Here is a 26805-nt window from a genome sequence, read left to right on the forward strand (position 1 = left end):
TAGCCCGCTAAACGAGAACGCGGGCGGGGTGGGGCGCAACGCGCGGAAGCGCCCACCCGAATGACGGATGAGCGCTTCCGGAGGTTGCTTCTGGGTTAACTCAGCGCTTGCTGTACTGCGGGGCCTTGCGGGCCTTCTTGAGGCCGTACTTCTTCCGCTCCGTGGCACGCGCGTCACGGGTCAGGAAGCCGGCCTTCTTCAGCGCCGGGCGGTCGTCGGCGTCGACCTCGACCAGGGCACGCGCGATCGCGAGGCGCAGCGCACCGGCCTGGCCGGAGATGCCGCCGCCGTGCAGGTTGCCGAAGATGTCGAACGACTCCGGCTTCTCGACGGTCACCAGCGGCTCGCGGATGAGCTGCTGGTGCACCTTGTTCGGGAAGTACTCTTCCAGGCTCTTGCCGTTGAGCTTGAACTCGCCGGTGCCGGGCACGAGCCGCACCCGCACCACGGCCTCCTTGCGTCGGCCGACGGTCTGCGCGGTGCCGCCCGCGGCGCGGGAGGGCTTCGGCGCGGCCGGGGTCTCGCTGGTCGCCACGGCCTCGGAGGTCTCGGGAGCCTCGGTCTCGGTGCTGGTCACGAACGTTTCCTCACTCACTGGGCGACCTGCGCGATCTTGGCGATCTGGTGCGGCTGCGGCTGCTGAGCGGTGTGCGGGTGCTCCGGCCCGGCGTAGACCTTGAGCTTCTTCGCCTGCGCACGGCCCAGCTTGTTCTTCGGCAGCATGCCCTTGACGACCTTCTCGAGCAGGCGCTCGGGACGGGTGTCGAGCAGCTCGCCGAAGGAGCGCTTCCGCAGACCGCCGGGGTAGCCGCTGTGCCGGTAGGCGAACTTCTGCTCGCGCTTGTTACCGGTCAGCGCGACCTTCTCGGCGTTGACGATGATGACGAAGTCACCGGTGTCCACGTGCGGGGCGTAGGTGGGCTTGTGCTTGCCGCGCAGCAGCGTGGCGACCTCGGTCGCGAGCCGGCCGAGCACGACATCCTCGGCGTCGATCACGTGCCAGGCACGAGTGACGTCGCCGGGCTTGGGGCTGTACGTGGGCAAGGGTCTACCTCGTCGTCAACATTGCGTGTGGGTTGGAGTGCGGGCCTAGCGCCTAGTCGTAACACGGCGCCGCAGCGCACAACAGCTTATGAAGATACCCGGCCGCTTTCCGGAGGGTCGAAGCGGGGGTACTTCGCCGCGGTCATACTAGGGTCTCGACCAGCTACCGCACTTGCACTGTACCGGGGGCCCTCTCAAGTGACCGCGTCCACCACCACCCGCCCGCGGCGTCACCGGCTCGCCGCGCTGCTGGCCTGCGCCGGTCTGCTCGTCCCGGGCGTCGCGGCGTGCGGGAACGCGAAGGCGGGCACCGCCCTGCCCGACGGCGACGACGCGGCGGCCTACGTGAACGCCAAGTTCGCCGACAAGCTGAAGTCCCTCAGCGACGACTTCGTCGGCAACGAGCCCCGCAAGACCGTGCTGACCAAGTTCGCGCGGATCGACGACAAGAAGGCCAACGGCACGATCAGCGCGGTCCAGGTCGGGCGCCCGCCGGCCCGGCTGTCCAAGAACCATTCGAACACCGACTCCGGCGAGTACCTGGACGTGTTCCACCCGGCGAACAGCCCGGTAGAGTACACCCGCCTCGGCCCGGTCTACAAGAGCCTCGCGCCGACCGAGTGGGTGTCGATGCCCTACACCGGCGGCTCGCAGAGCGAATGCGTCTGGGAAGGCGCGCAGGACGTCTGCAAGATGCTGAACGCGGTCGCCTCCTCGGTGGAGAAGCGGCAGGTGGCCAAGGCCGCGAAGAGCCGGCCGGACGGGAGCGTCGAACTGACCGCCGAGGTCACCCTCGCGGAGTTCATCCAGAAACGGGTGATCGTCATCCCCGAGACGCTGCTGAGCCGGATCAGCGACAAGATGAAGAACGAGGTGCTGCCCACCCGGATCGTGCTCGATCCGCGGGGCAAGCTCACCGAGATCGAGATGAGCGGGAAGATCGCCGGCGACGGCCACGAGGTCGAGATCAAGATGCACTACCGGCTCGACGGCCAGCCGACCGAGAACGATCTGCCGAAGGTCCCCGACGCGTCCCAGGTCACCGTGCTCGCCGACGAGGCCGCGAAGCGGGACTTCTACAACCGGCTCGGCCAGCTGCAGGGCGGATGACCGGCGGGCATGGCATGAGACGGCATCTCCGGGTGATCGGGCTGCTGGGTGCGGCCCTCGCGCTCACCGCCGCCTGCGGCCAGGCCCGCGCGGGCGCCGCGCTGCCCGACGGGGAAGACGCGGCGACCTACGTCAGCGCCAAATTCGAAAGCGCACTGAACCGGCTCCAGGAATCGCTCGGCGAGCAGCGCGACACCACCGCGTCGAACGACACCTACTTCCGGTTCGACGAGAAATGGGCGCACAACACGATCGTTTCGGCGCGCCTGGGATCGCCGGAAAGCCGGGTCACGCACAACCGTTCGGAAAAGAATCCGGACGAATTCCTGGACAGCTTCAGCCCGGCCGACGGCGACCGCCAGTTCGTGTATCTCGGCCCGGTGTACAAGAACGTCGCGCCGACGGCTTGGGTGTCGTTGCCGAAAACCGACGGCCGGGCCGCGCCCGCGTGCGCGTGGGCCGGCATCCTGCCCGCTTGCAAAATGGCCAACGCGGTGGCGATCACCTTCAACACCAACAAAAAGGCGGCGACGAACGCGCGCAGCCGGCAAGGCGGGCGCACCGAACTGCGTGCCGACGTGACGCTGGACGCGTTCCTGCGGGCCCGGGTCGAGGTCCTGCCGGATTCGGTTCTCGGCCAGATCACCGACACCATGCGGAAACAGATCGTGCCCACCACGATCACCCTGGATCCGGGCGGCGCCCTCGAGCAGATCCTCATGGAGGCGAACATCTCCGCCGAGGGCCACCGCATCGAATTGCGCGAGGAGTTCCACTTCACCGGGAAGGCGAGCCCGAACGACTTTCCGAAACTGCCGGACGCCGCGCAGATCACCGTTCTTCCCGACCAGGCGGCGGTGGACGATTTCTACCGCCGGCTCGACCAGGCCCGCACCGGATGACCACTTACCGAAAACTCCTGACCAGCGCGCGAGGTGACCGCCGATGACCCAACCACCCAACCAGCAGCCTGGGTGGGGGCAGCCACCGACGGGACCGGGGGCCCAGCCCCAGTGGCAACAGCCCGGGTCCCCGGCGCAGTGGCAGCAGGGGCCCCAGTCCCAGCCGCAATGGCAACCGCAGCAACAACAGCCCGCGGCGCCGCAGGGATACCCGGGCCAGCCCGCGCCGGGCACCCCGCCGCAGGGCCAGTACTCCGGGTTCGGCGGCGGGTTCCAGCAGTCCAGTGCCTACGGCGGGCTCGGCGCGTTCGGCGGCGAGGACCAGACAAAGAAGGGGCCGCGCTCGAAGAAGCCGTGGATCATCGGCGGCGCGGTCGTGCTGGTGCTGGCGGCCGGCGGCGTGGTGGCCTGGCTGCTGGGCGCTTTCCGGGGCGAGGTGCTCGACCAGGGGTCCCTGCAGGACGGCGTGCTCAAGGTGTTGCGCGAAAGTTACGGCGAAGGCGACGTCAAGGACGCGCGCTGCCCCGACGATCAGGCCACGAAAACCGGGACGACGTTCGAATGCTCGGTCACGGTCGCGGGGCAGCAGAAGAAAGTGGCGATCCGGGTGCTGAACGACAAGCCCGAGTTCGAAGTGGGCGCCCCGAAATAACCACGCGGACGAAAAAAGCGCCGGCCCGGCGGGAGGCCGGGCCGGCGCTTGGGTCGCCGATCGAGAATCAGCGGTTGCCCATGAGCTTGGTGACGTCACCCTCGGTCTGCTGGTAACCGTCGGCGATCTGCGGCAGCGCGACCGCGATCTGGTTGAGCAGCTGGGTCAGCTCCTCGAAGCCCTTGTCCCACTCACGCTGCAGGTTTTCGTACTCGGTCTTCGCGGAACCGGTCCACGTCTCGGTCAGCGGGGTGAGCTGCTTCTTCAGGTCCCCGAAGGACTCCTTGAGGAAGTTCAGCGTCGACGTGCAGTCGCTCGCCGCCTGGTGGATGACTTCGTACTGAACCTTGATGGCCATTGATGTTTCTCCCTATCCCGAAAAAGTCTGTGTGGTCGCGTCAGCCCAGCACCGAGCTGATGCCGGCGGCCTTGGCCTTGATGAAGTCCTGCTGCTGCTGCTCCGACGCCTGGTAGGTGCTACCGGCCTGCTCGAGGAGCTCACCGATGCCGAACAGCGCGTGGTTCAGCTTCCGGCCGGCCTCGTTGAAGCGCATCATGATGTTCTGGAACGCCTGGGCGGCCTCGCCGTCCCAACCGGCCTGGGTGGCTTCGATCTCGCCACGAAGCTTCAGCAGCCGCTGGTCCATCTGGTCGCGGCAGGCGGTGACGTCCTTCTCGGCCTGGGTGAACTGAGCAACTTCTCCGGTAAAGCCTTCAGCCATTGGGAGCTACCCCCTTCGTTAGTGGTTGTCCATGCGGTGTTTGTTCGTACGGACCTACGACGAAGACCATGCCACGAGCGGTTCCGCCGTGTCGCGATTTGCGGGCAAGTAGTTGCGAGAGTGAATGCCCGAGGGTGGAACCGGCCGGGAAGCACCATTCCCGGGTGGTCGTTTTTCCGGTTCCGGGTCCGGAAAAACCGTTGTGCGCCAACAGGTTCCGGCAATCGAGGAAACCGGCGCGAGCGTCATTCAGTCGCCGCGGATCATGATTCGCTCTTGCGAAAAGTCCTCGTCGTCTTCACTCTTTGGTGTTGTCTTCGGCCGTGGACGGCGCTTCGGCGGAACCAGTTCGCCGGCCGCGGGGAGGTCCGCGACCGGGAGCCCGTTGGCCAGCCGGAACCGTTTCGCGGCGTCGCGCACGCTGGTCGGGGTCGCCTCGGTGGCGGTTCCGGCCAGGCGGCGAGCGCGGAACTCGGCGGCGAGTTCGGCGTTCTCCACCCGATGCCGATCGCCGCGGGCTCGTGCCTCCCGGCTCACGCGCCGGGTGTAGGTGATGGCGTCCCGGACTCGGGCGGCGTGCTCCTCGCCCGCGCCGCGCTCCGGGGAACCGGGGCGGGCCGTCACGTGATGATCTCCAGGGTGCGGACGATCTGCTCGCAGGAGTCGGCGACCCGGTCCCTGGGCACCGCGCCGGCGTACTGGCAGCCCACGTGCACCCGGATGGTGCGCTGAGCCAGGACGTACCAGTCGACGACGGCGGCGGGCTTGGTCTCGCGGTAGTAGATGACCTGTTTCCCGGCGTAGGTGGCGTCGGCGTTGAAGCCGGAGTACTGGGCGGCGCCCTGCTGGGTCGCCTGCTCGGTCAGCGAACGCAACTCCCCGGCGAGTTTCGCCCGGTCCGCGGTGGCGTCGTAGTCCATCGCGATCTCCTGGACGGCGACCAGGTCGTCCCCGCTCTGGGCGTCGCTGGGGCGAACCACGACGCGGCGCTCCTGCACGTTGCCGCCGGTCTGCGCCCAGTCGGAGGGGGCGAGGAACTTGTACTCGTACGCCGCGACCGTGCGGCCGGTCGGCTGGTCGCTCCCCTGGTTCAGGGTGACGATGAGGACGGCGGCCACCGCGGCGACCAGCACCACGGCGCCGGCGATCAGCCAGGGCAGCTTGCGGGCCGGCCGCTTCCCCGGCTCGGCGAGGGCCGTGGCCGGCATCCCCCGCGGCGGCGACGGCACCTGCACCGGCCCCCTGCCTGCCCCGCCACCTGGGCCGGGCCCGTTTAGCGGGCTAAATGGGGGCGGCGCGGCGGGGCGGGGTGGTGGGGCGGGGGTGTAGGCGGGCCGGGGGCGGTCGCCGGGGCGGACGACCTCGGTGCGCTGATCGCCCGGCCGGGGTGGCAGGCCGGGCCGGGGCGCCGAGGCGCCGGGCAGCGCGCCGGTGCGATCGGGGTCGACCTGGACCGCCCGGAGCGCCCCGCGGGCGACTACGGTCTCCGGCTGGTCCAGGGTGGTCGGGACGACGCCGGTGCGTTCGTGGGTCAGGCGCGAGATCATCGGGATCCGGCTCGACCCGCCGACCAGGAAGATCGCGGTGAGCTGCTTGGGGCGCAGCCCGGCCTCGTCGATCGCGGCGACGGTGAGCTCGACCGCCCGGCCGAGCGGCGCGGCGATGAGCCGTTCCAGGTCCTCCCGGGTGACGTGCGCGTCCGAGAACGGCGGCGGCATCGGCACGTCGGTGTAGGCGTGCCGGGACAGCGTCTCCTTCGCGCCGCGCACGTCCTGCCGCAGCACGCGCCGCCGACGCCGGTCGGCGAGCTCCCGGCCCTCGACCAGCTGCCGCCACGCGTCCGGGTCCGCCGCCGAAACCAGGCCGCCGACGTGCTCCAGGAGCATCTGGTCGACGTCGGCGCCCCCGAAACTCGGATCCCCCCGGGTCGCCAGCACCTGAAACCCACCCCGGCGACCGATCCTCTCGTTTAGCCCGCTAAACGAGGAGAGCTGGGCCGGAGCACGGGTGACGACGCTGACGTCGACGGTTCCGCCGCCGAGGTCGAGGACGGCGAGGGTGTCGCCCGGGCGGCCGCTGAACTCGACGGTCCGTTCCTGGTTGACCTCGGTCGGCGCGAAGGTGGCGGCGTGGAAGACCGCGGCCGCGACCGGTTCCGGGACCAGCGCGACCTCGTGCGCCAGCCGCCCCGCCGCCTGCCGCAGCAACCGGGTGCGGATCGCGCCCCAGTCCGCCGGGTGGGTCAGCACGAGCAGGTCCACCTCGGCGCCCCCGGCCAGCCGGCGCGCCTCGGTCACCGCGCGCCGCAACACCGCGTGCACGACATCGGTCACCCGCAGCACGGTGTCGCCGAGCAGCAGCTCGCCCTCGTCGATCCGCCGCTTCGGGTTCGGCTCGTAGCGCGAGGGGTCCATCGCCGCCTGGCGTTCGGCCTCCTGCCCGACGAACAACGTGCCGTCGGGCGCCGCGTACACCGCCGAGGACATCAGCGGCTGGCCGTCCACCACGACCACCTGCGGTTCCCGGCCGTTGATCGACGCCACCACGCAGGTGCTCGACGTCCCGAAGTCCACCGCCACCCGCAGGGTCACGGGCTGTCCCCGCCTCCGCCTTTCCCAGCCAGCCTCATTCCGGCTGGATCCAGGAGATCTGCATGAGCTGCTTGCTGACCTTGCGGCTGACCATGATGCCCCGGCCGGGCGGCATCGCGCTGGGCCGCACGGTGCCGAGCAGCACACCCTCGTCCCGCGAGCCGTTCATGATCAGACCCGGGGCGGCGATCTCCTTCAGCTTGCCGACGACCGGGTCGTACAGGGCCCGCGAGGCGCCACCGGTGCGCCGCGCGACGATCATGTGCAGCCCGACGTCCTTGGCCTGCGCCAGGTAGTCGGCCAGCGGCCGCAGCGGGTTGTTGGTCTGGGTGGCCACCAGGTCGTAGTCGTCGACCACCAGGAACAGTTCCGGCCCGGTCCACCAGGACCGGTTGCGCAGCTGCTCCGGGGTGACGTCCGGCCCCGGCAAGCGCCGCGACATCGAGCCCGCGATGTCGTCCACCATGGACTCCAGCTGCGCGGACGACACCGCGTACCCGAGCAGCTGCTCGCCCTCGATGAAGCCCAGCATGGTGCGCCGGTAGTCGACCAGGATGACGACCGCTTCCTTGGCCGTGTACCGCTCGGTGATCCCGCGACAGATCTGCCGGAGCAGGTTCGTCTTCCCCGATTCACCGTCGGCGAAGGCCATGAAGTGCGGGTCGGCGTCGAAGTCGAGGTAGACCGGGGCGAGGTCTTCCTCGTTGACCCCGATCGGGACAAGCTTCGTGTCCCGGCGCGTGTCCTGGGCCAGCACCTCTTCGTAGGTGATGAGCTCGGGCAGCAGCCGCACCTGGGGCGCGTGCCTGCCGCGCCACGCCGACGAGATCTTCGCCACCGCGTCGGCCACCCCGGTGCCGACCGAGTCGGGATCGCTGGAACCGTCGATCCGGGGCAGGCCGGTGAGGAAGTGCAGCTTGTCGCGGGTCAGCCCGCGGCCGGGCCGGCCCTCGGGAACGTTCGCCGCGACCCGGCGGTCGATGTCGGATTCGGTCGGGTCACCGAGCCGCAGCTCGAAACGGGTACCGAGCAGATCCTTGATCGCCGGGCGGATGTCCGCCCAGCGGTTCGCCGCGATGATCACGTGCACGCCGTAGGTGAGGCCCTGGTTGGCGAGCTTGGTGATCTGCGGTTCGAGCTCCTCGAAGTCGTCCCGCAGCGCGCGCCACCCGTCGACGATCAGGAACGCGTCGCCGAACGGGTCCTGCTCCGCGGTGATCTCGCCGCGGCGCTTGCGGTTGCGGAAGTCGTTCATCGAGTCGATGCCGAGCGCGCCGAACCGCGCCTCCCGCTCGTTGGCGAGGGTGTTGAGCTCGGCGACGATCCGGCGGGCCTTGTCCGGCTCGCGCCGGGCGACCGCGACCCCGCCGACGTGCGGCAGGTCGGAGAGCCCGGCGAGCGTCCCACCGCCGAGGTCGACGCAGTAGAACTGCGCTTCCTCCGGGGTGTGCGTGAGCGCCATCGACATGATCAGCGTGCGCAGCATGGTCGACTTGCCCGACTGCGGACCGCCGACCAGGACCCCGTGCCCGGCCGCACCGGAGAAGTCCGCCCACAGCGGGTCGCGGCGCTGCTCGTAGGGCCGGTCGACGATGCCCATCGGAACCTGCAGCCGCCCGTTGCCGAAGAACCCGACCGGCGACAGGCCGCGGTCCTCGGTGGGGTTGAGGTTCGGCAGCAGCGTGTCCAGCGAGTTCGGTTCCTTCAGCGGCGGCAGCCACACCTCGTGCGCCGGCGGGCCCTGGCCGACCAGCCGGCCGACGATGACGTCGAGCTCGCTCGGCTCGACGGCCTCGTCGGAATGGGGCTGTTCCGGCTTCTGCTGGACCGGATCCGGCTCGGGTTCGGGCTCCGGTGGCAGTTCCACGTAGTCGGGCACGAACAGCTGCGGGCGCTTGTCGGCGCGGACCACGCTGGCGACCGGGCCGGCCGTCTTGATCCCGGACGGCCGGTACGGACCGGACACGTAGGACGCCTTGAAGCGCACCATGGTCGAGGTGTCGTACTTCAGGTAGCCCGAACCCGGGATCGACGGCAGCTCGAACGCGTCCGGCACGCCGATCGCGGCGCGGGACTCCGCCGCCGAGAACGTCTTCAGGCCGATCCGGTAGGACAGGTGCGAGTCCAGGCCGCGCAGCTTGCCCTCTTCCAGCCGCTGCGACGCGAGCAGCATGTGCATCTGCAGCGACCGGCCCAGCCGGCCGATGGCGACGAACAGGTCGATGAAGTCCGGTTTGGCCGACAGCAACTCGGAGAACTCGTCGACCACGATGAACAGCGCGGGCAGCGGGTCGAGGTCGGCGCCGTTTTCGCGGGCTTTCTCGTATTCCCAGACGTTCTTGAAGTTACCGCCGTTCTTCAGCGCTTCCTGCCGCCGGTTCATCTCCCCGGCCAGCGCGTCCTTCATGCGGTCGACCAGGGTGACCTCGTCCGCGAGGTTGGTGATGACCGCGGAGACGTGCGGCGCGCTGTCCAGCCCGAGGAAGGTCGCGCCACCCTTGAAGTCGACGAGCACGAAGTTGAGCGTCGTGGACGAGTGCGTCGCGAGCATGCCGAGCACCAGGGTGCGCAGGAACTCCGACTTACCGGAACCGGTCGCCCCGATGCACAGGCCGTGCGGGCCCATGCCCTCCATCGCGGCCTCTTTGATGTCCAGTTCGACGGCCTGGCCGTACTCGCCGACGCCGAACGGGACGCGGTAGCGGTCGCGGACCGGCCGGGGCCGCCACGCCTGCTGCACGTCGAACGTCATCGGGTCGCCGGGGATGCCGAGCAGTTCCAGCAGCGTCGGGTTGGACAGCAGCGGCTCGTCCTCGCTGGCCTCCTGCGCGGCGGAGCCGACGCGGTACGGCGACAGCTTGCGGGCGAGCGCCTCGGCCTCGACCACGCTCAGCTTGTCCGGGCGGCCGAACCACTCCACGCCGCCCGCGCTGCGCGCGCCGAGCCGGTCCTCCTCGACGACCAGCCGCAGGCCGCGCCGGGCGGCCAGGTTGCCGAGCGAGTCGGACAGGTCGACCAGTGTGACGCCGACCAGGCCCTCCTCCAGGATGATCTGCTCTTCGCGGGTCACCTCGGCGTCGTCGATGATGATCACGACGTGCGGCTGGTCCGGGGCCGGTGTGGCGTTCCGGGAGAACCGCTGCCGGTCACGCAGTTCGCCGTCGAGCCACTGCTCGATCTGGGCCAGCGAACCGGCCATCATGCGCAGCTGGCCGATGCCGTCGGAAAGCTCGGGGTGCTGGGTATGCGGCAGCCACTTCGCCCACTCCCACTCCTCCTTGGCCCGCCCGGCGGAGGCGACCGCGATCAGCACGTCGTCACAGCTGTGGAAGGTGACCAGCTGGGCGACCATCGCGCGGGCCAGGCCGCGGGTCAGCTCGCGGTCGCCGGCCATGCTGACCGCCGCGAACCCGCGCAGGGTGATCTGGGTGGGCAGGTCGGGCACGATCGAATGCGCGCGCACGAACCGGCGCAGGGCCAGCGTGGCGATCGGCTCGAGCTCGTCGACCGGGCCGGTCTGCGGGGGCACCAGGCGGGTGGCCAGCCGGTGCGAGCTGCGGCCGACCCGCAGGTGCAGGAAGTCCTGGTCGCTCTGGCGGCGCTCCCACATCCGGCGGCTCGCGGCCAGCGACCACAGCATCTGCGGATCCGGGTGCACCCACTCCAGCGCGGCGCGCTGGTCGACCATCGCCTCGCGGGCCCGGTCGCGCATCTGGCCGAGGTAGCGCAGGTAATCCTTGCGGTCCTCGTTCATCTCGGCCTTCTTCTGGCCGCCGCCCCGGCCACCGCCGGCGAACATCCCGCCCATGCCCATGAGCATCATCAGCGGGAACATCAGCGTGGTCGGGTTGCGCGCGGCCGCGCCGCCGCTGGTGAACATCACCACGACCATGCCCAGCATGCCGACGACCATGACCACCGGCATCAGCTTCATGACGATGTTGCCGGGGATCGTTCTGGGGACCTCGGGCGGCGGTTCGAGGTGGACCTCGCCACCCGGCGGCCGCGGCGCAGCGAGGCGCGGCGACTTCTTGAACTGCAGCGTGCTCACCGAAGGACCCCTCTTCAACTCGGCGACGGTGGGCGGCCTGGCCCACGGCCGACCCACACGGTAGCGAACCGAACCGCGTGTCCGGGCGAATACCGCCCAACCCGGTCCGGTTCTGCCAAAGCAGCACCACGGCGAGCTCCGGTGCGTTAATACTAGGACCGCCTACCGACACTCCGGAACGGTTCGACAATGATGTGGGCGCGGGTGTTCGGGTATAAGTACCCCGCAGATTCTCTCCAGGTAGGGGGCCGAGAAAGTGGCAACGGGCACGACGGTATTCAGCAGGGTCACGGTGGTGGCGCCGCGCACCCGGATCGACGTCGCGCTGCCGGCCGATGTCGCGGTCGCGGACCTGCTGCCGATGTTGCTGGAGATGGCGAAGGAGGCCACCCCGGACGGTGGCGCCCGGCATGGCGGCTGGGCGCTGGCCAAGCTCGGCGACGCTCCGCTGGATCCCAGCCGGACGCTGGCGTCGCTCGGCATCGTCGACGGTGAGCTGCTGCAGCTCCGCAAGCGCAACGAGAACCCGCCGCCGCCGCTGTACGACGACGTGGTCGACGCGATCGCCGAGTCCGACCCGGACAGCTTCCGGCCGTGGACGCCGGAGACCGCGCGCCGCATCGGGCACATCGCGGGCGGGCTGGCGCTGATCGCGGCCGCGCTGTCGCTGTTCCTGGGCGGTTCGTTCTTCGGCGGCAGCAGCCTCACCGCGGCGATCGCCGGCGGGGTGGGCGCGATCGCCTGCGTGGCGATCGGCGCGACGCTCGCCAAGGCGTACCAGGCCGAGGCCACCGGGGTGCTGATCGCGGCGGCGGGCGGCCTGCCGTTCGCGTTCGTCTCCGGCTTCTCCATCGTGCCCGGGTTGTCGCTCCGGGCGAACCTGCTGCTGGCCAGCGGGCTCGTGGTGATCATCGCCGGGGTGTCGATCCTGGTGATCGGCTCGGGCATCACCACGTTCATCGCGGCCGCGACGGCCGGGGTGTTCGGGGTGATCGCGTTCGCGGTCGGCACGCTCATCGCGCACCCGGCGGCGGGGATCGCCGCGGGGGCCGCCGCGATCGCGCTGGCCTGCATCTCGATCCTGCCGCGCGCGACGATCTGGCTCGCGAAACTACCGTTGCCGCACGTGCCGGGCAGCGCGGAGGAACTGAAGGAGGACGCGGGCTTCCCCGACTACACGGCCATCGAACGCCGGACGAACATCGCGCACAACTACATGACCGGGCTGCTCATCGGCTGCGGTTCGGTGACCGCGATCTCGTCGATCATCGCGGCGTCCTCGCCGAGCGTGTTCGGCATCATCATGGGCGCGGTGGCGACGCTGGTGCTGCTGCTGCGCGCCCGGTCGTACGCCAACGGCAGCCAGGCGGTCGCGCTGCTGACCACGGGCATGGTGTCCGGCGGCGGGATCCTGCTGCAGTGGATGTGGACGGAGAGCACGCTGGGCCGGCTGCTGTGGGTCTTCGGGACCCTGGTGCTGGTCGCGGCGGGGTCGCTGGTGGTCGGCGTGGTATTCCCGGGCCAGCGGTTCTCGCCGCCGCTGCGGCGGACCGTCGAGATCATCGAGGCGATCTGCATCGCGACGGTCCTGCCGCTGGCGCTCGCGGTGATGGATCTCTACGCGACGCTGCGGCACATCGACTTCGGCTGATCGGACTCGAGTTTCATGGCATCTTCACGCAGCAGGTGGACGGCCCGGGTCCGCGCGCCGGGTGTCCCCGGCCGGACCGCGACCGTCCTCCTGGCCGCCACCGTCGCCTCCCTGGCGCCGGGCACGGTTAGCCCGCTAAACGAGGCGATCGCGCAGAACGACGTGCCCGCGGCGGGCGCGAACAGCTGGGCTCCGCCCCCGGTCACGGCGCCGCCGCCGGGTGACAACGGCGGCAAGCCGAAGGACCCGTACCAGCCGAGCAAGAAGTGCGTCGAGCGGGAACTCGGTCAGAACACGCTGCTGCAGAACAAGCCGTGGGCGCAGAGCTATCTGCAGATCGAGGAGCTGCACAAGCTGACGAAGTCGGCCCGGGGCAGTTCCGGGGGCGGGATCAAGGTCGCGGTGATCGACACCGGGGTGACCCAGCATCCCTACCTGCAGGACCGGGTCGAGGCAGGCGGGGACTACGTCCAGGAGAGCGACCGCGGCCTGCTCGACTGCGACGGCCACGGCACCGAAGTGGCCGGGATCATCGCCGCGAACACCCCGGGCACGATCGGCTTCAAGGGGGTCGCCCCGGACGCGCGCATCGTGTCGATCCGGCAGTCCAGCCAGAACTTCAAACCGGCGGACAAGCAGGCGACGCCGCCTCCGCAGACCGGCACGCCGGGGCAACCCGGGCAATCGGCTCCGCCGTCCTCGCCGCAGGCACCGAGTTCGGAACTGCCGCCGTCCCAGGAAGGTGGCGGGACGTCCGGCGGCACCGGACCGCAGCAGGGCGGTAAGGGCGGTCGCGAGCAGGGCCAGGAAGGCACGGCGGGGGACGTGGAGTCCCTCGCCATGGCCGTTCGGCGGGCCGCCGACTACGACGGCGTGAACGTGATCAACATGTCGGTGGACAACTGCCGGAAGGCGCTCGGCCAGATCATCACACCGGGCGAGCAGCAGTTGCAGGCCGCGATCCGGTACGCGGTCGAGAGGAACATCGTGGTGGTCGCCGCGGCCGGGAACACCTCGAACAACTGCGTGCAGAACAACGGCCCCGATCCGAACAAGCCGAACGTGCTCGTCACGCCGCCGTGGTTCGCCGACGACGTGCTCTCGGTGGGTGCCATCCAGCAGGACGGCGGCATCGCGCCGTTCAGCGTCAACGGCCCCTGGGTGAGCGTGGCCGCGCCGGGTACCGAGATCATCTCGCTGGACCCGGCGAAGGGCTCGGACCTGCTCGCCAACCAGACGATCGAAGGCGGTCAGGCGCAGCCGATCCAGGGCACCAGCTTCGCGGCGCCCTATGTGTCCGGTGTGGTCGCGCTGGTGCGGGCGATGTACCCGAAGCTGTCCGCCCGAGCGGTGATGAACCGGATCAAGGTGACCGCGCAGCATCCGGGCGCGGCGGGCGGCCGGGACAACTTCGTCGGCTACGGCGTGGTGAACCCGATGGCGGCGCTGACCTCGGTCATCCCGGGCGAGGAGAACATCCCTCCGGCGGCGCCCAAGCAGCTTCCGTCGGGGTTGCCGCCCGCGTCGAACAAGGACTGGACGCCGATGATCGTGGCGCTGTCCGGAACCGGCGGCGGCCTGGTCGCCCTGCTGGTGACCCTGTTCGTCGTGCACACCATCCGGCGCGGTCGCCCCGACCCCGATCCCCGCCCCCGCAAAGCAACCTGACCCACCGTGTTCTCGTTTAGCGGGCTAAACGAGAACACGCGGCCCCACTGCATCCCGGGTACCGGGCTCTCTCGTTTAGCCCGCTAAACGAGAGAGCCGGTGCTTAGTCCTTCCCGATGACGGGTGGGGCCACCTGATCCGGTTTGCCGAACAGGTCCACCGGCTCGGTGGGCACCCGGGCCTTGACCTTGTGCTCGCGGTCGCCCCCACTTTGACCGGCTCCCATGCCGCCCATCATCGGCACCATGCCGCCCATCGGCGCCTGCTGCGCGCCTTTACCGGGGTTCGCGTGCGCATCGGGTTCGGTCACCGCCGCGGCGACGGCTTCGGCCGGAGGTGCCGCAGCGGTCTGGTGCCCGACCTGAAGCGGCGCTTCGGTCGTCGCCGAGCCGCCGGGTGCCGCGTCGTTCGAACCGTGGTCCGCAGCCGGCGAGGTGCTCGCGGAGCTGGACGACTCCCCGGCCTCTTCCCGGGCTGGCGCGCTGGAGGGCCCCGCCGCCGAACGGTCCTCTTCCAGCTTGAACTTCTCCTCCGGATACCGGTGCGCCATCTCGATGCCCGGGGCCGTGGACGCATCGCCGTCCTCAACGCCGTCGCACAACCGGCCGAACGATTCCAGCACGTCTCGCGCGGACTCGAACAACGCCTTGGCGGACTGCCTCGCCTCCACCAGTTGGCTCCGCGCGCGCTCTTCGCCACCGACCGGGAGGGTCGCCGACTCCGAGGTCACCTCGGCGGTGTCCATCAGCAGATCCGCCAGGTCGAGCGCGATCTGGCGGATTCCCGCGGCGGTCTCGTCGAGCGCATCGGCCATGGTGTTCAGCGCTTCCTCGGCATCCCCGCCCGCGACGCCGATCTCGCGGATGTAGGCGACGAACGCGTCCGCGTCCTTGCCTTCCCAACCGGCATCCAGCCCGCCGAGCGGCTTCCCGAGCTCCTCGGACACGTGCGCCGCCGCCCGTGCGGCAGCCCGCCAGCGCTCCGCCTCCTCGTGCAGATCGGACCAGCGGCCGGCGACCGGTTCGAAATAAGCCTCGACAGGATCGATCACGCCGAGCTGCCCCGCCAGCTGGGACAGGTACGCCAGATGCGACGCGGCGTCCGCGCGAATACCCGCACCGTCCGGCCCGTCCGGAACCTCGCCCGAACGCGCCGTCCCGGCCACCGCGGACGCCCCCACCTGGGGGTTCTCATTTAACCCGCTAAACGAGAAGTTCTCGTTGTGGGGAAACAAAAGGCCTCCAGGGGTCGCCGGGTGCCGGACGGGTTCAGAGCTCGCCGGCCTTCTTGATCTGGACTGCCGCGTCGCCGTCGCCACCGGACTGGTTCGTGGTCACCTTGTGCAGTGCCTCCGACGCCGACCGCAAGGCCACCGCGCCGTGCTCCAACTGCCCGCGAAGCGCCGCCGCCGCACGGGCGTACGACTCGACGAGACCGAGCTCCTTGCCCAGTGTTCCGAACGTCTCCTCGGTCAGCGCGCCGTCCCGCAACCCGCCGACCGCGCCGCCGAGCTCCTCGGCGGCGGCGTCGACGGTCTTCGCGTACCCGCCGACGACCTCGGCGTCCATCCTGAAGCCGGCCACGACCACTCTCCCGTTTCCGCTGTCGGGAGTTGTGACGGTACGCCTCCGCCCGCGGTTCCGGCCCGCGTCACTTCCCGGGCGGCGCACTCCCGGCTGCCTGCGGCGCCTGGCTCGGGAACGTCCCGGCCTTGGGATCGATGGGCACCGAGTCGTAACTTCGGCGCACGTCGGTCGTGTTCAGCAGTGCCCCGGTCGGCAGCAGTTTGATGATCGCCTCCGGCGCCGGCCGCGGATTGTCGAGCCCGAGCGCGTTGGCGGTCGCCACGTCCGGCACGCCGTAGCGCAGCCCGCGGTCGGAGATCAGGCTGATCGGCCCGGTCGTGAAGGACGCCTTCGACGTCGCCGACCGCACCACCGCCGCGAACCCGGGCTGCATGTAGAACTTGTCGATCTGCACCCCGTCCGGGCTGGACTGTCCGATGTCGATCGGCGCCACGCCCTTGGTGTCGGGCAGCTGCGAGTTGACGAACACCGCGGTGTGACCATCTTCATTCGGTGTGCCCGCGTCCACGATGTTCCAGCCGAGGCAGGCCACCGGGCTTCGTGCCGGTTCGAGCACGGTCGGCACGTCCTGCGGGAAGGTGCCGACCTGCAACGCGCTCGGATCCGAGGCCGGCACGATGTTCGCCCGGCTGACCTTGTCCGGGCTCAGATCGGCGATCGGCCCCGGGCTGGCGTTCCGCTCGAACCGGATCATGTCGGCGACGGCCGGGGTCACCTGCTGGATCCCGTTGCGCAGGATCGCGTAGGTGTCGACCGTCCCGTCCGAGCGGGTGGTCCTGAACACCTGGCCGACCGGCAGGCTGTCCAGGTCGTACTGGCTCTTCTCGCCCGCTCCCGGGATGGTCGGCGGGGTGAGCACGCCGACGGGCGGGATCGCGTTGAGCATGCCCATCGAGATGTGCCGCGGCTGCGCCGACGACAGTTTGAGCGCCGACCACACCGAAGTCTTGGTCTTGTCCACCTCGGCCCGCACGGTGTTGGCGTTCGGCAGGTTCGGGTTGCTCTGCAGCCGGTAGATCAGATAGGTACGGCCGTCGTCGGCGTTGACCAGGATGGCTTCCTTGGTGCTGATCTCCCGGCCGGGGCTGGCGACACCGGCGAACACGGTCGTCTCGGTCTTGGCCTGCCGCAGGCCTTCCTGGCTCGGCAAGGTCGGGTCGATCTTGGTGTTGTCGCAGACCGACCAGTTGTCCGAGACGCGCTGGTCCTTGCTGGGCAGCAGCTGGGGGCCGTCGATGATGCCGGTCAGCCGGCCGCGCGGGATGTCCTTCAGCTGCTCGTCGGGGACCACGTCCGGCTGCTTGACCTCCTGCTGCGCGCCCCCGGACTGGGCGCCACCCTGCTGGCCGTTCTGCTGCTGCGCCATGAGCAGCAGCCGCGCGGACGCGAGGTTGAACGTCGGGATCAGCATCGACGGGTTCTCCGTCTTGACGTAGATCGCACCCGAGGGTTTGGCGATCACGATGCCGGACTTCGGCGCCGTCGGCGCCGGGCTGATCAGGCCGAAGATGACGAAGCCGAGCACTCCCAGGGCGGCGAGCACGAATCCCACGATCGTGGCACGGGTGTGCGTGCGCATCGGGTCGTGCAGCATGACGGCATCCCTGCGGACCAGTGCCGACTGCATGCGGCGGAGCACGAACTGGTACGCCTGGACTTGAGACTTTGTTGTCGGTGTTGACGGCATTCTCGACCTACAGCTCTCCCAGTCGCGGTACGGTTCCGCAGGATAGTCGTACGGGGACCGTCTGGTGTGGGTTTCTACCAACTCCAGCTGACGCCAGCTTTCCCGGGACCGGCTTTCTGGGTACGCAGCACGCACGAGGGGAAGAGAAAGCGCGGATGTCCGTCACCACTCCTCCACGACCGACGGGACCGCCGGGGTCCCAGCCGCCGGGACGGCCGCCGGGGCCGCCGCCCCGTCAGGGCAGACCCGGTGGGCCAGGCGGCCCGGGTGGTCCCGGCGTGCCGCGTGGACCAGGCGGCCCGGGTGGACCGGGAGGCCCCGGCGGACCTGGTGGTCCAGGAGGCCCTGGTGGCCCGGGCGGTCCCCCGGGGCCGCCCTCAGGCGCGACTCCGCCCCCGCCCGCGATCGCCGCACCGGCTCGACGGCGCACGCTCGGCGCGAGTCTGGGCCCATTGCCGGTGGTCAACCTCGTGGTGCTCGAGGTCGGTCTCGCGATCGGCCTGATCCTGCTCGCGATCAACAAGTCGCTGCTGTACGTCGGCATCGGCGTGCTCGCGGTGGCGCTGGTGATCGCGCTGCTGTGGTGGCGCGGCAAGTGGTTCACCCAATGGGTGGGTCTCACCCTCCGCTACACGTTCCGTAGTCATGGCCGGGTGGCGACGCCGCCCCCGCCGTCCAGCATCGAGTCCATTGCCACCGAGGACTCCACCGTCACCGGGCCCGACGACGCGCGGGTCAGCCTGCTCCGGCTCGTGGTTCCGGATCTGGTGGTCGCGCACGGCATCGACCACGAGCGGCAGCAGGTCGGGCTGGCCTGGCACGACGGCACCTGGACCGCCGTGCTGCTGGTCGAACCGACCCCGGCGTTGATCACCCAGGCGGGTGGCGCGCCGAGCCTGCCGCTGTCCGCGCTGGCCCCCTGTCTCGAGGACCGCGGTGTGGTCCTCGACTCGATCCAGATGATCTGGCACTGCTACCCGGGTAGCGCGGCCCTTCCGGCCGACTCCCCGGCGCTCAGCTCGTACATGGAGGTGCTCGGCCCGCTGCCCGCGGCGGCGCGGCGCACCACCTGGGTCGCGATCCGGCTGGACCCGCGCCGGTGCGCGGCCGCGGTGCGCGAACGCGGTGGCGGCGTGGTCGGCGCGCACCGCGCGCTGATCGGCGCGCTGTCCCGGGTGCGGAACGCGCTCGAATCGCGTGGGGTGCCGACCAGGCCGCTCGACCCGGACGAACTGCTGCGGGCCGGGATCTCGGCCGCGGAGCTCACCGCGGTCGCCGGTTCGGGGAACCGGGTCGGCCTGCAGGAGAACTGGACCAGCGTGACCGCGGCCGGGATCGGGCACGCCAGTTACGCGATCACCGGCTGGCCGAAGGGCCGGATCACCAACAGCTTGAACGCGCTGACCAGCGTCCGCGCGCTGTCCGCGACGGTGGCGATGTCGATCTCACCCGCGGCCGACGAAGGCCAGATCGGGCTCCGCGGCGTGGTGCGGCTGAGCGCCCGCAACCCGCGTGAACTCGGTGCCGCCGACAACCGCCTGAGCAGCATCTCCAACCGGCTCGGGGTCACGCTGACGCCGTTGCGCGGGCTGCAGGTCGACGGACTCGCGGCGACTATGCCGATGGGAGGCACGGCATGACCTCGCGTCTACGGGATGCGGGCCACAACACCGGCGTCGCACCGGAGTTCACCGTCGACCCGGCGCTGCTCGACGCGATCAGCCCGTCGGGGGACCGAGGCGGCATCGTGCTCGGTTCCGGGCTCAAGGGTGAACCGCTGACGATCTCCGCGCTGCGGTCGATGCCAACCCGGATCGTCCTGGTCGGCGGGCTGTACCTGGCGCGGCAGGTGGCTTTGCGGGCGATGGCCGTCGGCGCCTGGGTCGTCATCGCGACCGGGCGTCCGGCCGCCTGGCAGATGCTGCCGAAAGCCGCCGGAAATCAGCCGAACGGGCGACCCTCGCCGCTGGTGCAGATCCGGCGGCTGTCGCCGGTCGAGCTCCCGCGCCCATCCGAGGACGCCCCGCTGCTCGTGGTGACCGATGGTGGCCCCACGCCGCAGGACCTGTTCCCGCCGCGGTCGCCGTGGCAGACCACGGTGTACGTGCTCCCCTACCTGCACCCGCAGGCGGGCGCGACGGCGAACGCGGCCGATCTGGTGCTGATGCAGCGCCTGCCGGTGGGCCAGGCCGAGCTGGCCGCACGACTGTGGCGGCTGCCGCCGCAGATGATGCGTCAGCTCACCACGCTGAAGGACGACCAGGTCGTCGCCCTCGGCCGAAACCTGTGGCGCCCCCTCCGCCTGGTCACCACCGCCAAGGAACAACAACTCCTAGGCCCCGTCCGCCGCGGCGACTAACCCACCCACCCCCTCACCCAGGCCGGACCCGTTTAGCGGGCTAAACGAGGCCGCGCCACCCACCCGCCCGACACGGGTTCTCGTTTAGCGGGCTAACTGAGTTCGTTTCGCCTGAGGTTTGGCGACGGTTGGTTGTCTGCGGTTTTGTCAAGGTATGGGCCGCAAATTGTGGATGGCTGAGGGCGTGGTGGATAACTCGGCTGCCTGCCGCCGATGACGACCGGGATTGTCGGCGGTCACCGCGACCGTGGCAGCGTGATGAATACATTCAAACCACGCACACTTCCCGAGGTCTTCCGCGGATCGGAGGCCCGCAAAGCGGGGCTCATCACCGAGTGGGAGTTACGCGGGAACTCGGTCAGGCGACTGTTCCAGGACGTGTACGCACGTGCTGACGTAGTCGTGACGCACGAACTCCGTTGCCGGGGCGCGGCACTGCTGGCTCCACCGGAAGCGGTCCTCACCGGTCGCTCAGCCGCGACCGTTCTCGGTGTGGCGCTTGCCAATCCATACGATCCCGTCGAATTCATCGTCCCTGAGAAACACCGTTTCGGACCCATCGTGGGAATCCATATCCGACGCACGGAAGTCAAGCCGGACGAATATCGCCCTTGGCAAGGCGTCCGCATAGCCCGGCCACGGCGAATCGCCCTGGACCTCCTGCTCCGGCTGTCCCCTCGAAAGCGCGGGTGGGTCAGGCGTCTGCGGATCGGCGTCCCGGATTTGGACGCGTTTCTCCGGTCAGGCTTGGTAAGATGGCCGTCGCTCCTCCCTTTGTTCTACGGGCGCCGCAACCGTGGCATTCGCCTGGCACGCCAAGCACTGCAACTGTCCGATCCCCGCGCCGAATCGAAGCCCGAGTCAGAGCTACGAGTCGTCCTTGACGCTGGCGGAATCTACGCCACGCCACAGTTGAAGGTCCGCCGGAAACGAAGACGCTATGCGCGGCTCGATCTCGCGCTCGAGGAAGACAAGGTGGCTATCGAGTACGACGGGCGTTGGCACGAGACACCCAAGCAGAGAGCGATAGACCTGGCGCGAAGACAGTCCCTGGAAGCCAAGGGATGGATCTTCGTGATCATCACCGCGGACCAACTCGCGACGGACTACGCCGGCATCCTGAACCAAGTCCGTGTGGCCAGGCAGACCCAAGCCGCCCGCCGGGCCACCGCCACCTGCTAGCCAGCAGTCACCAAACCCGCCACATCGCTGCCGGAACCAAGAGGTTCTCGTTTAGCCCGCTAAACGAGAACGTGCTGGGCTCGGAGTGGTTGGGGGGTCAGGAGTGAGGGGTGCGGATGTTGCGGGTTTGTTCGGCGCGGGTTGCCAGTTCGGCATCGGGCGGATAGTCGACTCCGACCAGGGTGAGGCCGTGGGCGGGGGCGACCGCGCTGTCCCGGATCCCGCTGTCCAGTACGCGGGCGGGCCAGTCGGTCTCGCGACGGCCGTCGCCAACCAGCAGCAGGGCGCCGACCAGGCTGCGCACCATCGAATGGCAGAACGCGTCCGCGGAGACCGCCACCTCGACCGCGTACTCGCCGGTGCGACGCCAGGAGAGTCGCTGCAGTTCGCGAATCGTCGTCCCCCCTTCACGCTGCTTGCAGAACGCGGCGAAGTCACGCAGGCCGAGCAGCTCACTCGACGCCTTGTTCATCGCGTCCACCGAAAGCGGGCGGCCCCAAGCGAGAGTGTCGTTGCGCCGCAACGGATCCACCCCCCACGGAGCGTCCGACACCTGGTAGCGATAGTGCCTGCGAACGGCCGAGAACCGCGCATCGAACCCGGGCGGCGCGACTCGCGCATCGAGTACCCGCACGTCCGAAGGCAAGATCCGATTCCACCGATGACGCATGCGTACGAGGTCAGGGATCCCGTGCTCGTCCACTTCCAGGCGCCCTGTTCTCGTTTTGCCCGCTAAACGAGAGACGTCGACGTGGAGGACTTGGGCGGTGGCGTGGACGCCGGCATCGGTTCGGCCGGCGACGACGACGGATTTGGGGACGGCGGCGCCGGGGGGTTGTTTGGCGAGGGCGTCCTCCAGGACGCCTTGTACGGTGCGACGACCTGGTTGGCGGGCCCAGCCGGAGAAGTCGGTTCCGTCGTAGCTGACGTCCAGGCGCAGACGAACGAGCCCGCCCTCCCCAACTTCGGGAGCGACGGGCTCGTTTCGCGGGCTAACTGGGGTCAGGACTCGTCCTCGGACGGACGCTGCGACGGGGGCAGCTGGAAGCCGGCGGCCTCCGCAGCCTCGGTCGAAGCGAACCACACGTCCGCCGCGGTCTGGCCGTAGTGCGAGCTCTCCGGCGTGTGGTACAGCTTCGAGCTCTCCTTCCCCTTGATCGGGAAGCCCTCCGGCTGCGAACCGTCGTCGAGGGCGGCGTGGCTGCCCTCGCCGTACGGCGCCTCATCCGTCGAGGTGCTCTCCTCGACCTCAGCGGCGGTATCGGCGGCCTCAGTGACCTCCGCGGCCTCAGTCGAAGCGGCCTTGGTCTCCTCGCCCTTCGCCGGGGCGTCCTTGGCGAACTTCGTCTTCCGCGCGGCCTCGGCCTCGGCGGTCACCGTCTTCTCGGCCACCAGCTCGATGACCGCCATCGGGGCGTTGTCGCCCTTGCGCGGCACCGTCTTGGTGATCCGGGTGTAACCACCGTTGCGGTCGGCGAAGTGCGGGCCGATCTCGGCGATCAGCTTGTGCACGACCGACTTGCTGCGGATGACCCGCATGATCTGGCGCCGGTTGTGCAGGTCGCCCCGCTTCGCCTTGGTGATCAGCTTCTCGGCGAGCGGACGCATCCGCCTGGCCTTCGCCTCGGTGGTGGTGATCCGGCCGTGCTCGAACAGCGACGTGGCCAGGTTCGCCAGCATCAACCGCTCGTGGGCCGACGACCCGCCGAGACGGGGACCCTTGGTGGGGGTGGGCATTGCTTCTCCTCGTTCAGCTGCACAGCTTCAAGGTCTGCCGGGCTCCCCCACCGTCCACAGTGGAGGAGCCGTAGCGGGCCTTACAGCTGCTCCGTCTCTGCGTAGTCCTGGCCATCGTCGTGGCTGTTGTCCGAAATGCCGCCGGTGATCCCGTCGACGCCCTCGGACCAGCCCTCTCCGTCGTAGCTGGCCGCGGCCGCGGTCGGGTCGAACCCGGGCGGGCTGTCCTTGAGCGCCAAGCCGAGGCCGACGAGCTTGAGCTTGACCTCGTCGATCGACTTGGCACCGAAGTTGCGGATGTCGAGCAGGTCGGCTTCGCTGCGCGAGACCAGCTCGCCGACCGTGTGGATGCCTTCCCGCTTGAGGCAGTTGTAGGACCGGACGGTGAGGTCCAGGTCCTCGATCGGCATCGCGTAGGCGGCGATGGTGTCCGCCTCCTGCGGCGACGGGCCGATCTCGATGCCCTCGGCGTCGACGTTGAGCTCACGGGCCAGCCCGAACAGCTCGACCAGCGTCTTACCGGCCGACGCGACCGCGTCCCGCGGCGTGATCGACGGCTTGGTCTCCACGTCGAGGATCAGCTTGTCGAAGTCGGTGCGCTGCTCGACACGGGTCGCCTCGACCTTGTAGGTGACCTTGAGGACCGGCGAGTAGATCGAGTCGACCGGGATCCGGCCGATCTCCGCGCCGGCCTGCTTGTTCTGCAGGGCGGGCACGTAGCCGCGGCCGCGCTCGACGACCAGCTCGATCTCCAGCTTGCCCTTGCCGTTCAGCGACGCGATGTGCAGATCCGGGTTGTGCACGGTGACACCGGCCGGCGGCACGATGTCGGCCGCGGTGACCTCACCGGGGCCCTGCTTGCGCAGGTACATGGTGACCGGCTCGTCCTCCTCGGAGCTGACGACGAGCTCCTTGAGGTTCAGGATGATGTCGGTGACGTCTTCCTTCACCCCGGGGACGGTGGTGAACTCGTGCAGCACGCCGTCGATGCGGATGCTCGTCACGGCCGCGCCCGGGATGGACGACAGCAGCGTGCGCCGCAGCGAGTTGCCGAGCGTGTAACCGAAGCCGGGCTCCAACGGTTCGATGGTGAACCGGGACCGCGTCTCGTTGACCGCCTCTTCCGCGAGGGCCGGTCGCTGGGAAATCAGCACTTTCTTTCTTCCTTTCCTGCCGGCGCCCGCCATATGACGCCGAAAGGTGTGGCGTAGCGGCGGCGCGCTGTGGGCGCCGCCGCCCGATCCGCACCGGGCCGAAGCCCGGCCGGGATCACTTCGAGTAGTACTCGACGATCAGCTGTTCCTGCACCGGAACCTCGATCTGCGCACGCTCGGGCAGCTGGTGCACCAGCACGCGGAGGTTCGACTGCACGACCTGCAGCCAGGCCGGAATCGGGCGCTCACCGAAGGACTCCTTGGCCGCCACGAACGGCAGCGTGCCCAGGGACTTCGGCTTCACGTCGATGATGTCGAACTTGTCCACCTGGTAGCTGGGGATGTTGACCTTCTTGCCGTTCACCAGGAAGTGCCCGTGGCTGACCAGCTGACGGGCCTGGCGACGGGTCCGGGCGATGCCGGCGCGGTAGATCACGTTGTCCAGCCGGGACTCCAGGATCTGCAGCAGGTTCTCACCGGTCTTGCCGGTGCGGCGCGCGGCTTCCTTGTAGTAGCGGCTGAACTGCCGCTCGAGGACGCCGTAGGTGTGCCGGGCCTTCTGCTTCTCCTGCAGCTGCAGGAGAAACTCGCTCTCCTTGACCCGGCCGCGGCCGTGCTGGCCGGGCGGGTAGGGGCGACGCTCGAATGCCTGGTCGCCGCCGATGAGGTCGACCTTGAGGCGACGCGAGATACGGGTCGCGGGGCCGGTGTAACGAGCCATTTCTTCTTACTCCTCCCCGTTCCTCAGACCCGGCGCCGCTTCGGCGGGCGGCAGCCGTTGTGCGGCTGCGGGGTCACGTCCTGGATGGTGCCGACCTCGAGGCCGGCCGCCTGCAGCGAACGGATCGCGGTCTCCCGGCCGGAACCGGGGCCCTTCACGAACACGTCCACCTTCTTCATGCCGTGCTCGGCGGCCTTGCGGGCGGCGTTCTCGGCGGCCATCTGGGCGGCGAACGGGGTGGACTTACGCGAGCCCTTGAAACCGACGTGCCCGCTGGACGCCCACGCGATCACCGCACCGGTCGGGTCGGTGATCGAAACGATGGTGTTGTTGAACGTGCTCTTGATGTGCGCGTGTCCGTGCGCGATGTTCTTCTTTTCCTTCCGCCGGACCTTCTTGGTCCCGGCGGTACGAGACTTCGGTGGCATTTCTGGGTGATTCTCCTCGTTAGCGCGAGTTCTCTTGGTGGGCGGCGGCGGCCTCTCGCTGCCCGCGCCGGATCACGGAACCGGCGTCGGTGTACAGCTGGCGCAGCGCCATCGGACGGGCGTAGAGAGCCTTCGGCGATACACAGGAACTCGTGCCGCGGCGCTGGGCGCCGCCCATCTGCACGATCTTCTTGCCGCGGACGCTCACTTCTTGCCAGCCTTCTTCTTGCCGGCGACCGTCTTCTTCGGGCCCTTGCGAGTACGGGCGTTGGTCTTGGTGCGCTGCCCGCGGACGGGAAGTCCGCGGCGCCACCGGAGGCCCTCGTAGCACCCGATCTCGATCTTCCGCCGGATGTCGGCGTTCACCTCGCGGCGAAGGTCACCCTCGACCTTGAAGTTCTCTTCGATGTAGTCACGCAGCTTCACCAGGTCCTCGTCGGAGAGGTCCTTGACGCGGGTGTCCGCGCTCAGCTCCGTGGCGGCGATGAGCTGCTTGGAACGGGTACGGCCGATGCCGTAGATGTAGGTCAGCGCGATCTCCAACCGCTTCTCGCGGGGGAGGTCTACGCCAGCGAGTCGTGCCATTGGCGCTGGTGCTCCTTACTGGTTTCGTCTCTCCAGGTCTTCTCCCCGTCCGGTCCCGGGACCGACTCGCTGTCATGCCCTCCGCTTGCGCGGCTGGTGTCCCGGCCTCGGCCTGAAGTCCGAGGGTGAACCGGACCGTGGTGCGGCCCGGCAGGTGCGGGGAGGTTATTTAGCTGTCAATCCACTCTGAACGAGTGCGGGCGATCAGCCCTGCCGCTGCTTGTGCCGCAGGTTCTCGCAGATCACCATGATCCGGCCGTGCCGTCGGATCACCTTGCACTTGTCGCAGATCTTCTTGACGCTCGGCTGGACCTTCACGTCTCCTGCTCTCCTGCTTGTGCTTCGCTCGCCTTGATCACTTGTAGCGGTAGACGATGCGACCACGGGACAAGTCGTAGGGCGAGAGCTCCACGACAACCCTGTCCTCCGGCAGGATGCGGATGTAGTGCTGCCGCATCTTGCCGCTGATGTGTGCAAGGACCTTGTGGCCGTTCTCCAACTCGACTCGGAACATCGCGTTGGGAAGCGGCTCGACTACGCGGCCTTCGACCTCGATGGCCCCGTCCTTCTTGCCCATGTCCTCCGCATTTCCTGAGTTTGACCCAGCGTGATTGGTTGAGCGGTGAGTGCTTACCTCGGTGGTGCCGGCACACACGCCACCCCGACTCCAAAGCCGCAAGAATTCACGAGCACGATGGAACCGGCGCGATGAGTACGCCGACTTGATAGTGTACGCAACCCGTGGCGTGGCCCCCAAACGGGGGTTACCTATGCTACACGGCCGCGCGACGCCGCAGGCGAAACAGGGCGCTGTCCGGCGATCGTCAGCCCCACGGACCGGCGGCCCAGATGGACCATGGATACACCGCCTCGCCGCTCGCCGCCACCAGGAGTGCGCAGATCGCCAGGTTGAGCAAGGCTGGCGGCCAGCCAGGAGCCGGTCACAGCCCGGGGAGCGAGCAGTTGGCGACGAGC

Annotated in this window: 27 protein-coding genes; 8 read left to right on the forward strand and 19 right to left on the reverse strand. The window is 69.4% G+C overall.

Going from position 1 to position 26805, the window contains the following annotated elements:
• Positions 1 to 100 precede the first annotated feature (100 nt).
• A complete protein-coding gene (gene rpsI, locus FXO23_RS05005; RefSeq protein ID WP_158881223.1) occupies positions 101 to 577 on the reverse strand; it encodes a 30S ribosomal protein S9 in 477 nt (158 codons plus the stop codon).
• A 14-nt stretch (positions 578 to 591) separates the two neighbouring features.
• On the reverse strand, positions 592 to 1044 hold the full coding sequence (gene rplM / locus FXO23_RS05010) for a 50S ribosomal protein L13 (RefSeq protein WP_158881225.1): 453 nt from the start codon (positions 1042 to 1044) through the stop codon (positions 592 to 594).
• 198 nt (positions 1045 to 1242) lie between these two features.
• Between rplM and FXO23_RS05015 the strand changes: the two genes are divergently transcribed.
• Genes FXO23_RS05015 through FXO23_RS05025 form a run of 3 tightly spaced genes read left to right on the forward strand, consistent with a single transcriptional unit; the run spans position 1243 to position 3708 of the window.
• The gene (locus FXO23_RS05015; RefSeq protein ID WP_246256916.1) at positions 1243 to 2154 is read left to right on the forward strand and encodes a hypothetical protein; all 912 of its coding nucleotides are present in this window, start codon (positions 1243 to 1245) and stop codon (positions 2152 to 2154) included.
• A gap of 14 nt (positions 2155 to 2168) precedes the next feature.
• Complete coding sequence (locus tag FXO23_RS05020) at positions 2169 to 3056, forward strand: hypothetical protein (RefSeq protein WP_158881227.1); 888 nt, start codon at positions 2169 to 2171, stop codon at positions 3054 to 3056.
• Positions 3057 to 3099: 43 nt separating this feature from the next.
• Entirely contained in the window at positions 3100 to 3708 is a 609-nt protein-coding gene (locus FXO23_RS05025; protein WP_158881229.1) for a DUF4333 domain-containing protein, read from the forward strand.
• 67 nt (positions 3709 to 3775) lie between these two features.
• Here FXO23_RS05025 and FXO23_RS05030 read toward each other — a convergent pair whose 3' ends face one another.
• The 5 genes from FXO23_RS05030 to eccCa form a co-directional block, all read right to left on the reverse strand.
• The gene (locus tag FXO23_RS05030) at positions 3776 to 4066 is read right to left on the reverse strand and encodes a WXG100 family type VII secretion target (protein WP_158881231.1); all 291 of its coding nucleotides are present in this window, start codon (positions 4064 to 4066) and stop codon (positions 3776 to 3778) included.
• A gap of 40 nt (positions 4067 to 4106) precedes the next feature.
• On the reverse strand, positions 4107 to 4430 hold the full coding sequence (locus FXO23_RS05035) for a WXG100 family type VII secretion target (protein WP_158881233.1): 324 nt from the start codon (positions 4428 to 4430) through the stop codon (positions 4107 to 4109).
• A gap of 249 nt (positions 4431 to 4679) precedes the next feature.
• Positions 4680 to 5054 (reverse strand): hypothetical protein, encoded by a 375-nt coding sequence (locus FXO23_RS05040; protein ID WP_158881235.1) that lies wholly within the window; start codon positions 5052 to 5054, stop codon positions 4680 to 4682.
• Complete coding sequence (locus FXO23_RS05045) at positions 5051 to 7021, reverse strand: type VII secretion-associated protein (protein WP_158881237.1); 1971 nt, start codon at positions 7019 to 7021, stop codon at positions 5051 to 5053. The genes FXO23_RS05040 and FXO23_RS05045 overlap by 4 nt, the downstream gene beginning before the upstream one ends.
• Positions 7022 to 7055: 34 nt before the next feature.
• Positions 7056 to 11072: a type VII secretion protein EccCa gene (eccCa, locus tag FXO23_RS05050; protein ID WP_158881239.1), complete on the reverse strand. Its 4017-nt coding sequence runs from the start codon at positions 11070 to 11072 to the stop codon at positions 7056 to 7058.
• A 256-nt stretch (positions 11073 to 11328) separates the two neighbouring features.
• On the opposite strand from eccCa, the gene eccD reads away from it, so the two are divergent.
• Both eccD and FXO23_RS05060 read left to right on the forward strand, forming a co-directional pair.
• A complete protein-coding gene (eccD, locus tag FXO23_RS05055; RefSeq protein ID WP_158881241.1) occupies positions 11329 to 12723 on the forward strand; it encodes a type VII secretion integral membrane protein EccD in 1395 nt (464 codons plus the stop codon).
• 15 nt (positions 12724 to 12738) lie between these two features.
• The gene (locus FXO23_RS05060) at positions 12739 to 14391 is read left to right on the forward strand and encodes a type VII secretion-associated serine protease mycosin (protein WP_158881243.1); all 1653 of its coding nucleotides are present in this window, start codon (positions 12739 to 12741) and stop codon (positions 14389 to 14391) included.
• 103 nt (positions 14392 to 14494) lie between these two features.
• Here FXO23_RS05060 and FXO23_RS05065 read toward each other — a convergent pair whose 3' ends face one another.
• The 3 genes from FXO23_RS05065 to eccB all read right to left on the reverse strand — a co-directional run bounded on the left by FXO23_RS05065 (position 14495) and on the right by eccB (position 17664).
• Positions 14495 to 15571 carry a WXG100 family type VII secretion target gene (locus FXO23_RS05065; protein WP_246256918.1) on the reverse strand — a complete coding sequence of 359 codons (1077 nt, stop codon included), beginning with the start codon at positions 15569 to 15571 and terminating at the stop codon, positions 14495 to 14497.
• 88 nt (positions 15572 to 15659) lie between these two features.
• Positions 15660 to 15974 (reverse strand): hypothetical protein, encoded by a 315-nt coding sequence (locus FXO23_RS05070; RefSeq protein ID WP_179956688.1) that lies wholly within the window; start codon positions 15972 to 15974, stop codon positions 15660 to 15662.
• A gap of 67 nt (positions 15975 to 16041) precedes the next feature.
• Positions 16042 to 17664 (reverse strand): type VII secretion protein EccB, encoded by a 1623-nt coding sequence (gene eccB / locus FXO23_RS05075; RefSeq protein ID WP_158881245.1) that lies wholly within the window; start codon positions 17662 to 17664, stop codon positions 16042 to 16044.
• Positions 17665 to 18122: 458 nt separating this feature from the next.
• Between eccB and eccE the strand changes: the two genes are divergently transcribed.
• The 3 genes from eccE to FXO23_RS05090 all read left to right on the forward strand — a co-directional run bounded on the left by eccE (position 18123) and on the right by FXO23_RS05090 (position 21205).
• Complete coding sequence (gene eccE / locus FXO23_RS05080) at positions 18123 to 19304, forward strand: type VII secretion protein EccE (protein ID WP_179956697.1); 1182 nt, start codon at positions 18123 to 18125, stop codon at positions 19302 to 19304.
• On the forward strand, positions 19301 to 20023 hold the full coding sequence (locus FXO23_RS05085) for a hypothetical protein (protein WP_158881247.1): 723 nt from the start codon (positions 19301 to 19303) through the stop codon (positions 20021 to 20023). The genes eccE and FXO23_RS05085 overlap by 4 nt, the downstream gene beginning before the upstream one ends.
• A 258-nt stretch (positions 20024 to 20281) precedes the next feature.
• Positions 20282 to 21205: a DUF559 domain-containing protein gene (locus FXO23_RS05090; RefSeq protein ID WP_158881638.1), complete on the forward strand. Its 924-nt coding sequence runs from the start codon at positions 20282 to 20284 to the stop codon at positions 21203 to 21205.
• A 97-nt stretch (positions 21206 to 21302) separates the two neighbouring features.
• Here FXO23_RS05090 and truA read toward each other — a convergent pair whose 3' ends face one another.
• The 9 genes from truA to infA form a co-directional block, all read right to left on the reverse strand.
• Positions 21303 to 22139: a tRNA pseudouridine(38-40) synthase TruA gene (truA, locus tag FXO23_RS05095; RefSeq protein ID WP_218951904.1), complete on the reverse strand. Its 837-nt coding sequence runs from the start codon at positions 22137 to 22139 to the stop codon at positions 21303 to 21305.
• 68 nt (positions 22140 to 22207) lie between these two features.
• Positions 22208 to 22942, reverse strand: coding sequence for a 50S ribosomal protein L17, sunset domain variant (rplQ, locus tag FXO23_RS05100; RefSeq protein ID WP_158881249.1), 735 nt, complete (start codon positions 22940 to 22942; stop codon positions 22208 to 22210).
• Positions 22943 to 23022: 80 nt separating this feature from the next.
• Positions 23023 to 24096, reverse strand: coding sequence for a DNA-directed RNA polymerase subunit alpha (locus tag FXO23_RS05105; protein ID WP_158881251.1), 1074 nt, complete (start codon positions 24094 to 24096; stop codon positions 23023 to 23025).
• A gap of 115 nt (positions 24097 to 24211) precedes the next feature.
• Complete coding sequence (gene rpsD, locus FXO23_RS05110; RefSeq protein WP_158881253.1) at positions 24212 to 24817, reverse strand: 30S ribosomal protein S4; 606 nt, start codon at positions 24815 to 24817, stop codon at positions 24212 to 24214.
• A 23-nt stretch (positions 24818 to 24840) separates the two neighbouring features.
• Positions 24841 to 25245, reverse strand: a complete 405-nt coding sequence (rpsK, locus tag FXO23_RS05115) for a 30S ribosomal protein S11 (protein ID WP_144643263.1) — start codon at positions 25243 to 25245, stop codon at positions 24841 to 24843.
• A 19-nt stretch (positions 25246 to 25264) separates the two neighbouring features.
• Entirely contained in the window at positions 25265 to 25453 is a 189-nt protein-coding gene (locus tag FXO23_RS05120) for a hypothetical protein (RefSeq protein WP_158881255.1), read from the reverse strand.
• Positions 25450 to 25830 carry a 30S ribosomal protein S13 gene (gene rpsM, locus FXO23_RS05125; protein WP_158881257.1) on the reverse strand — a complete coding sequence of 127 codons (381 nt, stop codon included), beginning with the start codon at positions 25828 to 25830 and terminating at the stop codon, positions 25450 to 25452. Before rpsM ends, FXO23_RS05120 begins: the two co-directional genes overlap by 4 nt.
• A 204-nt stretch (positions 25831 to 26034) precedes the next feature.
• A complete protein-coding gene (gene rpmJ, locus FXO23_RS05130; protein WP_004558882.1) occupies positions 26035 to 26148 on the reverse strand; it encodes a 50S ribosomal protein L36 in 114 nt (37 codons plus the stop codon).
• Between the two features lie 37 nt (positions 26149 to 26185).
• Positions 26186 to 26407 (reverse strand): translation initiation factor IF-1, encoded by a 222-nt coding sequence (gene infA / locus FXO23_RS05135; RefSeq protein WP_005166804.1) that lies wholly within the window; start codon positions 26405 to 26407, stop codon positions 26186 to 26188.
• Positions 26408 to 26805: the final 398 nt, after the last annotated feature.

The sequence above is a fragment of the Amycolatopsis anabasis genome (assembly GCF_009765355.1).
GTDB classification, from domain to species: Bacteria; Actinomycetota; Actinomycetes; order Mycobacteriales; family Pseudonocardiaceae; genus Amycolatopsis; species Amycolatopsis anabasis.

Excerpts from the sequence above, each read along its gene's own strand:
- FXO23_RS05020 (WP_158881227.1), top strand. The coding sequence starts at position 2,169 with ATGAGACGGCATCTCCGGGTGATCGGGCTGCTGGGTGCGGCCCTCGCG.
- FXO23_RS05025 (WP_158881229.1), top strand. The coding sequence starts at position 3,100 with ATGACCCAACCACCCAACCAGCAGCCTGGGTGGGGGCAGCCACCGACG.
- FXO23_RS05030 (WP_158881231.1), bottom strand. The coding sequence starts at position 4,066 with ATGGCCATCAAGGTTCAGTACGAAGTCATCCACCAGGCGGCGAGCGAC.
- FXO23_RS05035 (WP_158881233.1), bottom strand. The coding sequence starts at position 4,430 with ATGGCTGAAGGCTTTACCGGAGAAGTTGCTCAGTTCACCCAGGCCGAG.
- FXO23_RS05060 (WP_158881243.1), top strand. The coding sequence starts at position 12,739 with ATGGCATCTTCACGCAGCAGGTGGACGGCCCGGGTCCGCGCGCCGGGT.
- eccB (WP_158881245.1), bottom strand. The coding sequence starts at position 17,664 with ATGCCGTCAACACCGACAACAAAGTCTCAAGTCCAGGCGTACCAGTTC.
- FXO23_RS05085 (WP_158881247.1), top strand. The coding sequence starts at position 19,301 with ATGACCTCGCGTCTACGGGATGCGGGCCACAACACCGGCGTCGCACCG.
- FXO23_RS05090 (WP_158881638.1), top strand. The coding sequence starts at position 20,282 with ATGAATACATTCAAACCACGCACACTTCCCGAGGTCTTCCGCGGATCG.
- rplQ (WP_158881249.1), bottom strand. The coding sequence starts at position 22,942 with ATGCCCACCCCCACCAAGGGTCCCCGTCTCGGCGGGTCGTCGGCCCAC.
- rpsD (WP_158881253.1), bottom strand. The coding sequence starts at position 24,817 with ATGGCTCGTTACACCGGCCCCGCGACCCGTATCTCGCGTCGCCTCAAG.
- rpsK (WP_144643263.1), bottom strand. The coding sequence starts at position 25,245 with ATGCCACCGAAGTCTCGTACCGCCGGGACCAAGAAGGTCCGGCGGAAG.
- rpsM (WP_158881257.1), bottom strand. The coding sequence starts at position 25,830 with ATGGCACGACTCGCTGGCGTAGACCTCCCCCGCGAGAAGCGGTTGGAG.
- infA (WP_005166804.1), bottom strand. The coding sequence starts at position 26,407 with ATGGGCAAGAAGGACGGGGCCATCGAGGTCGAAGGCCGCGTAGTCGAG.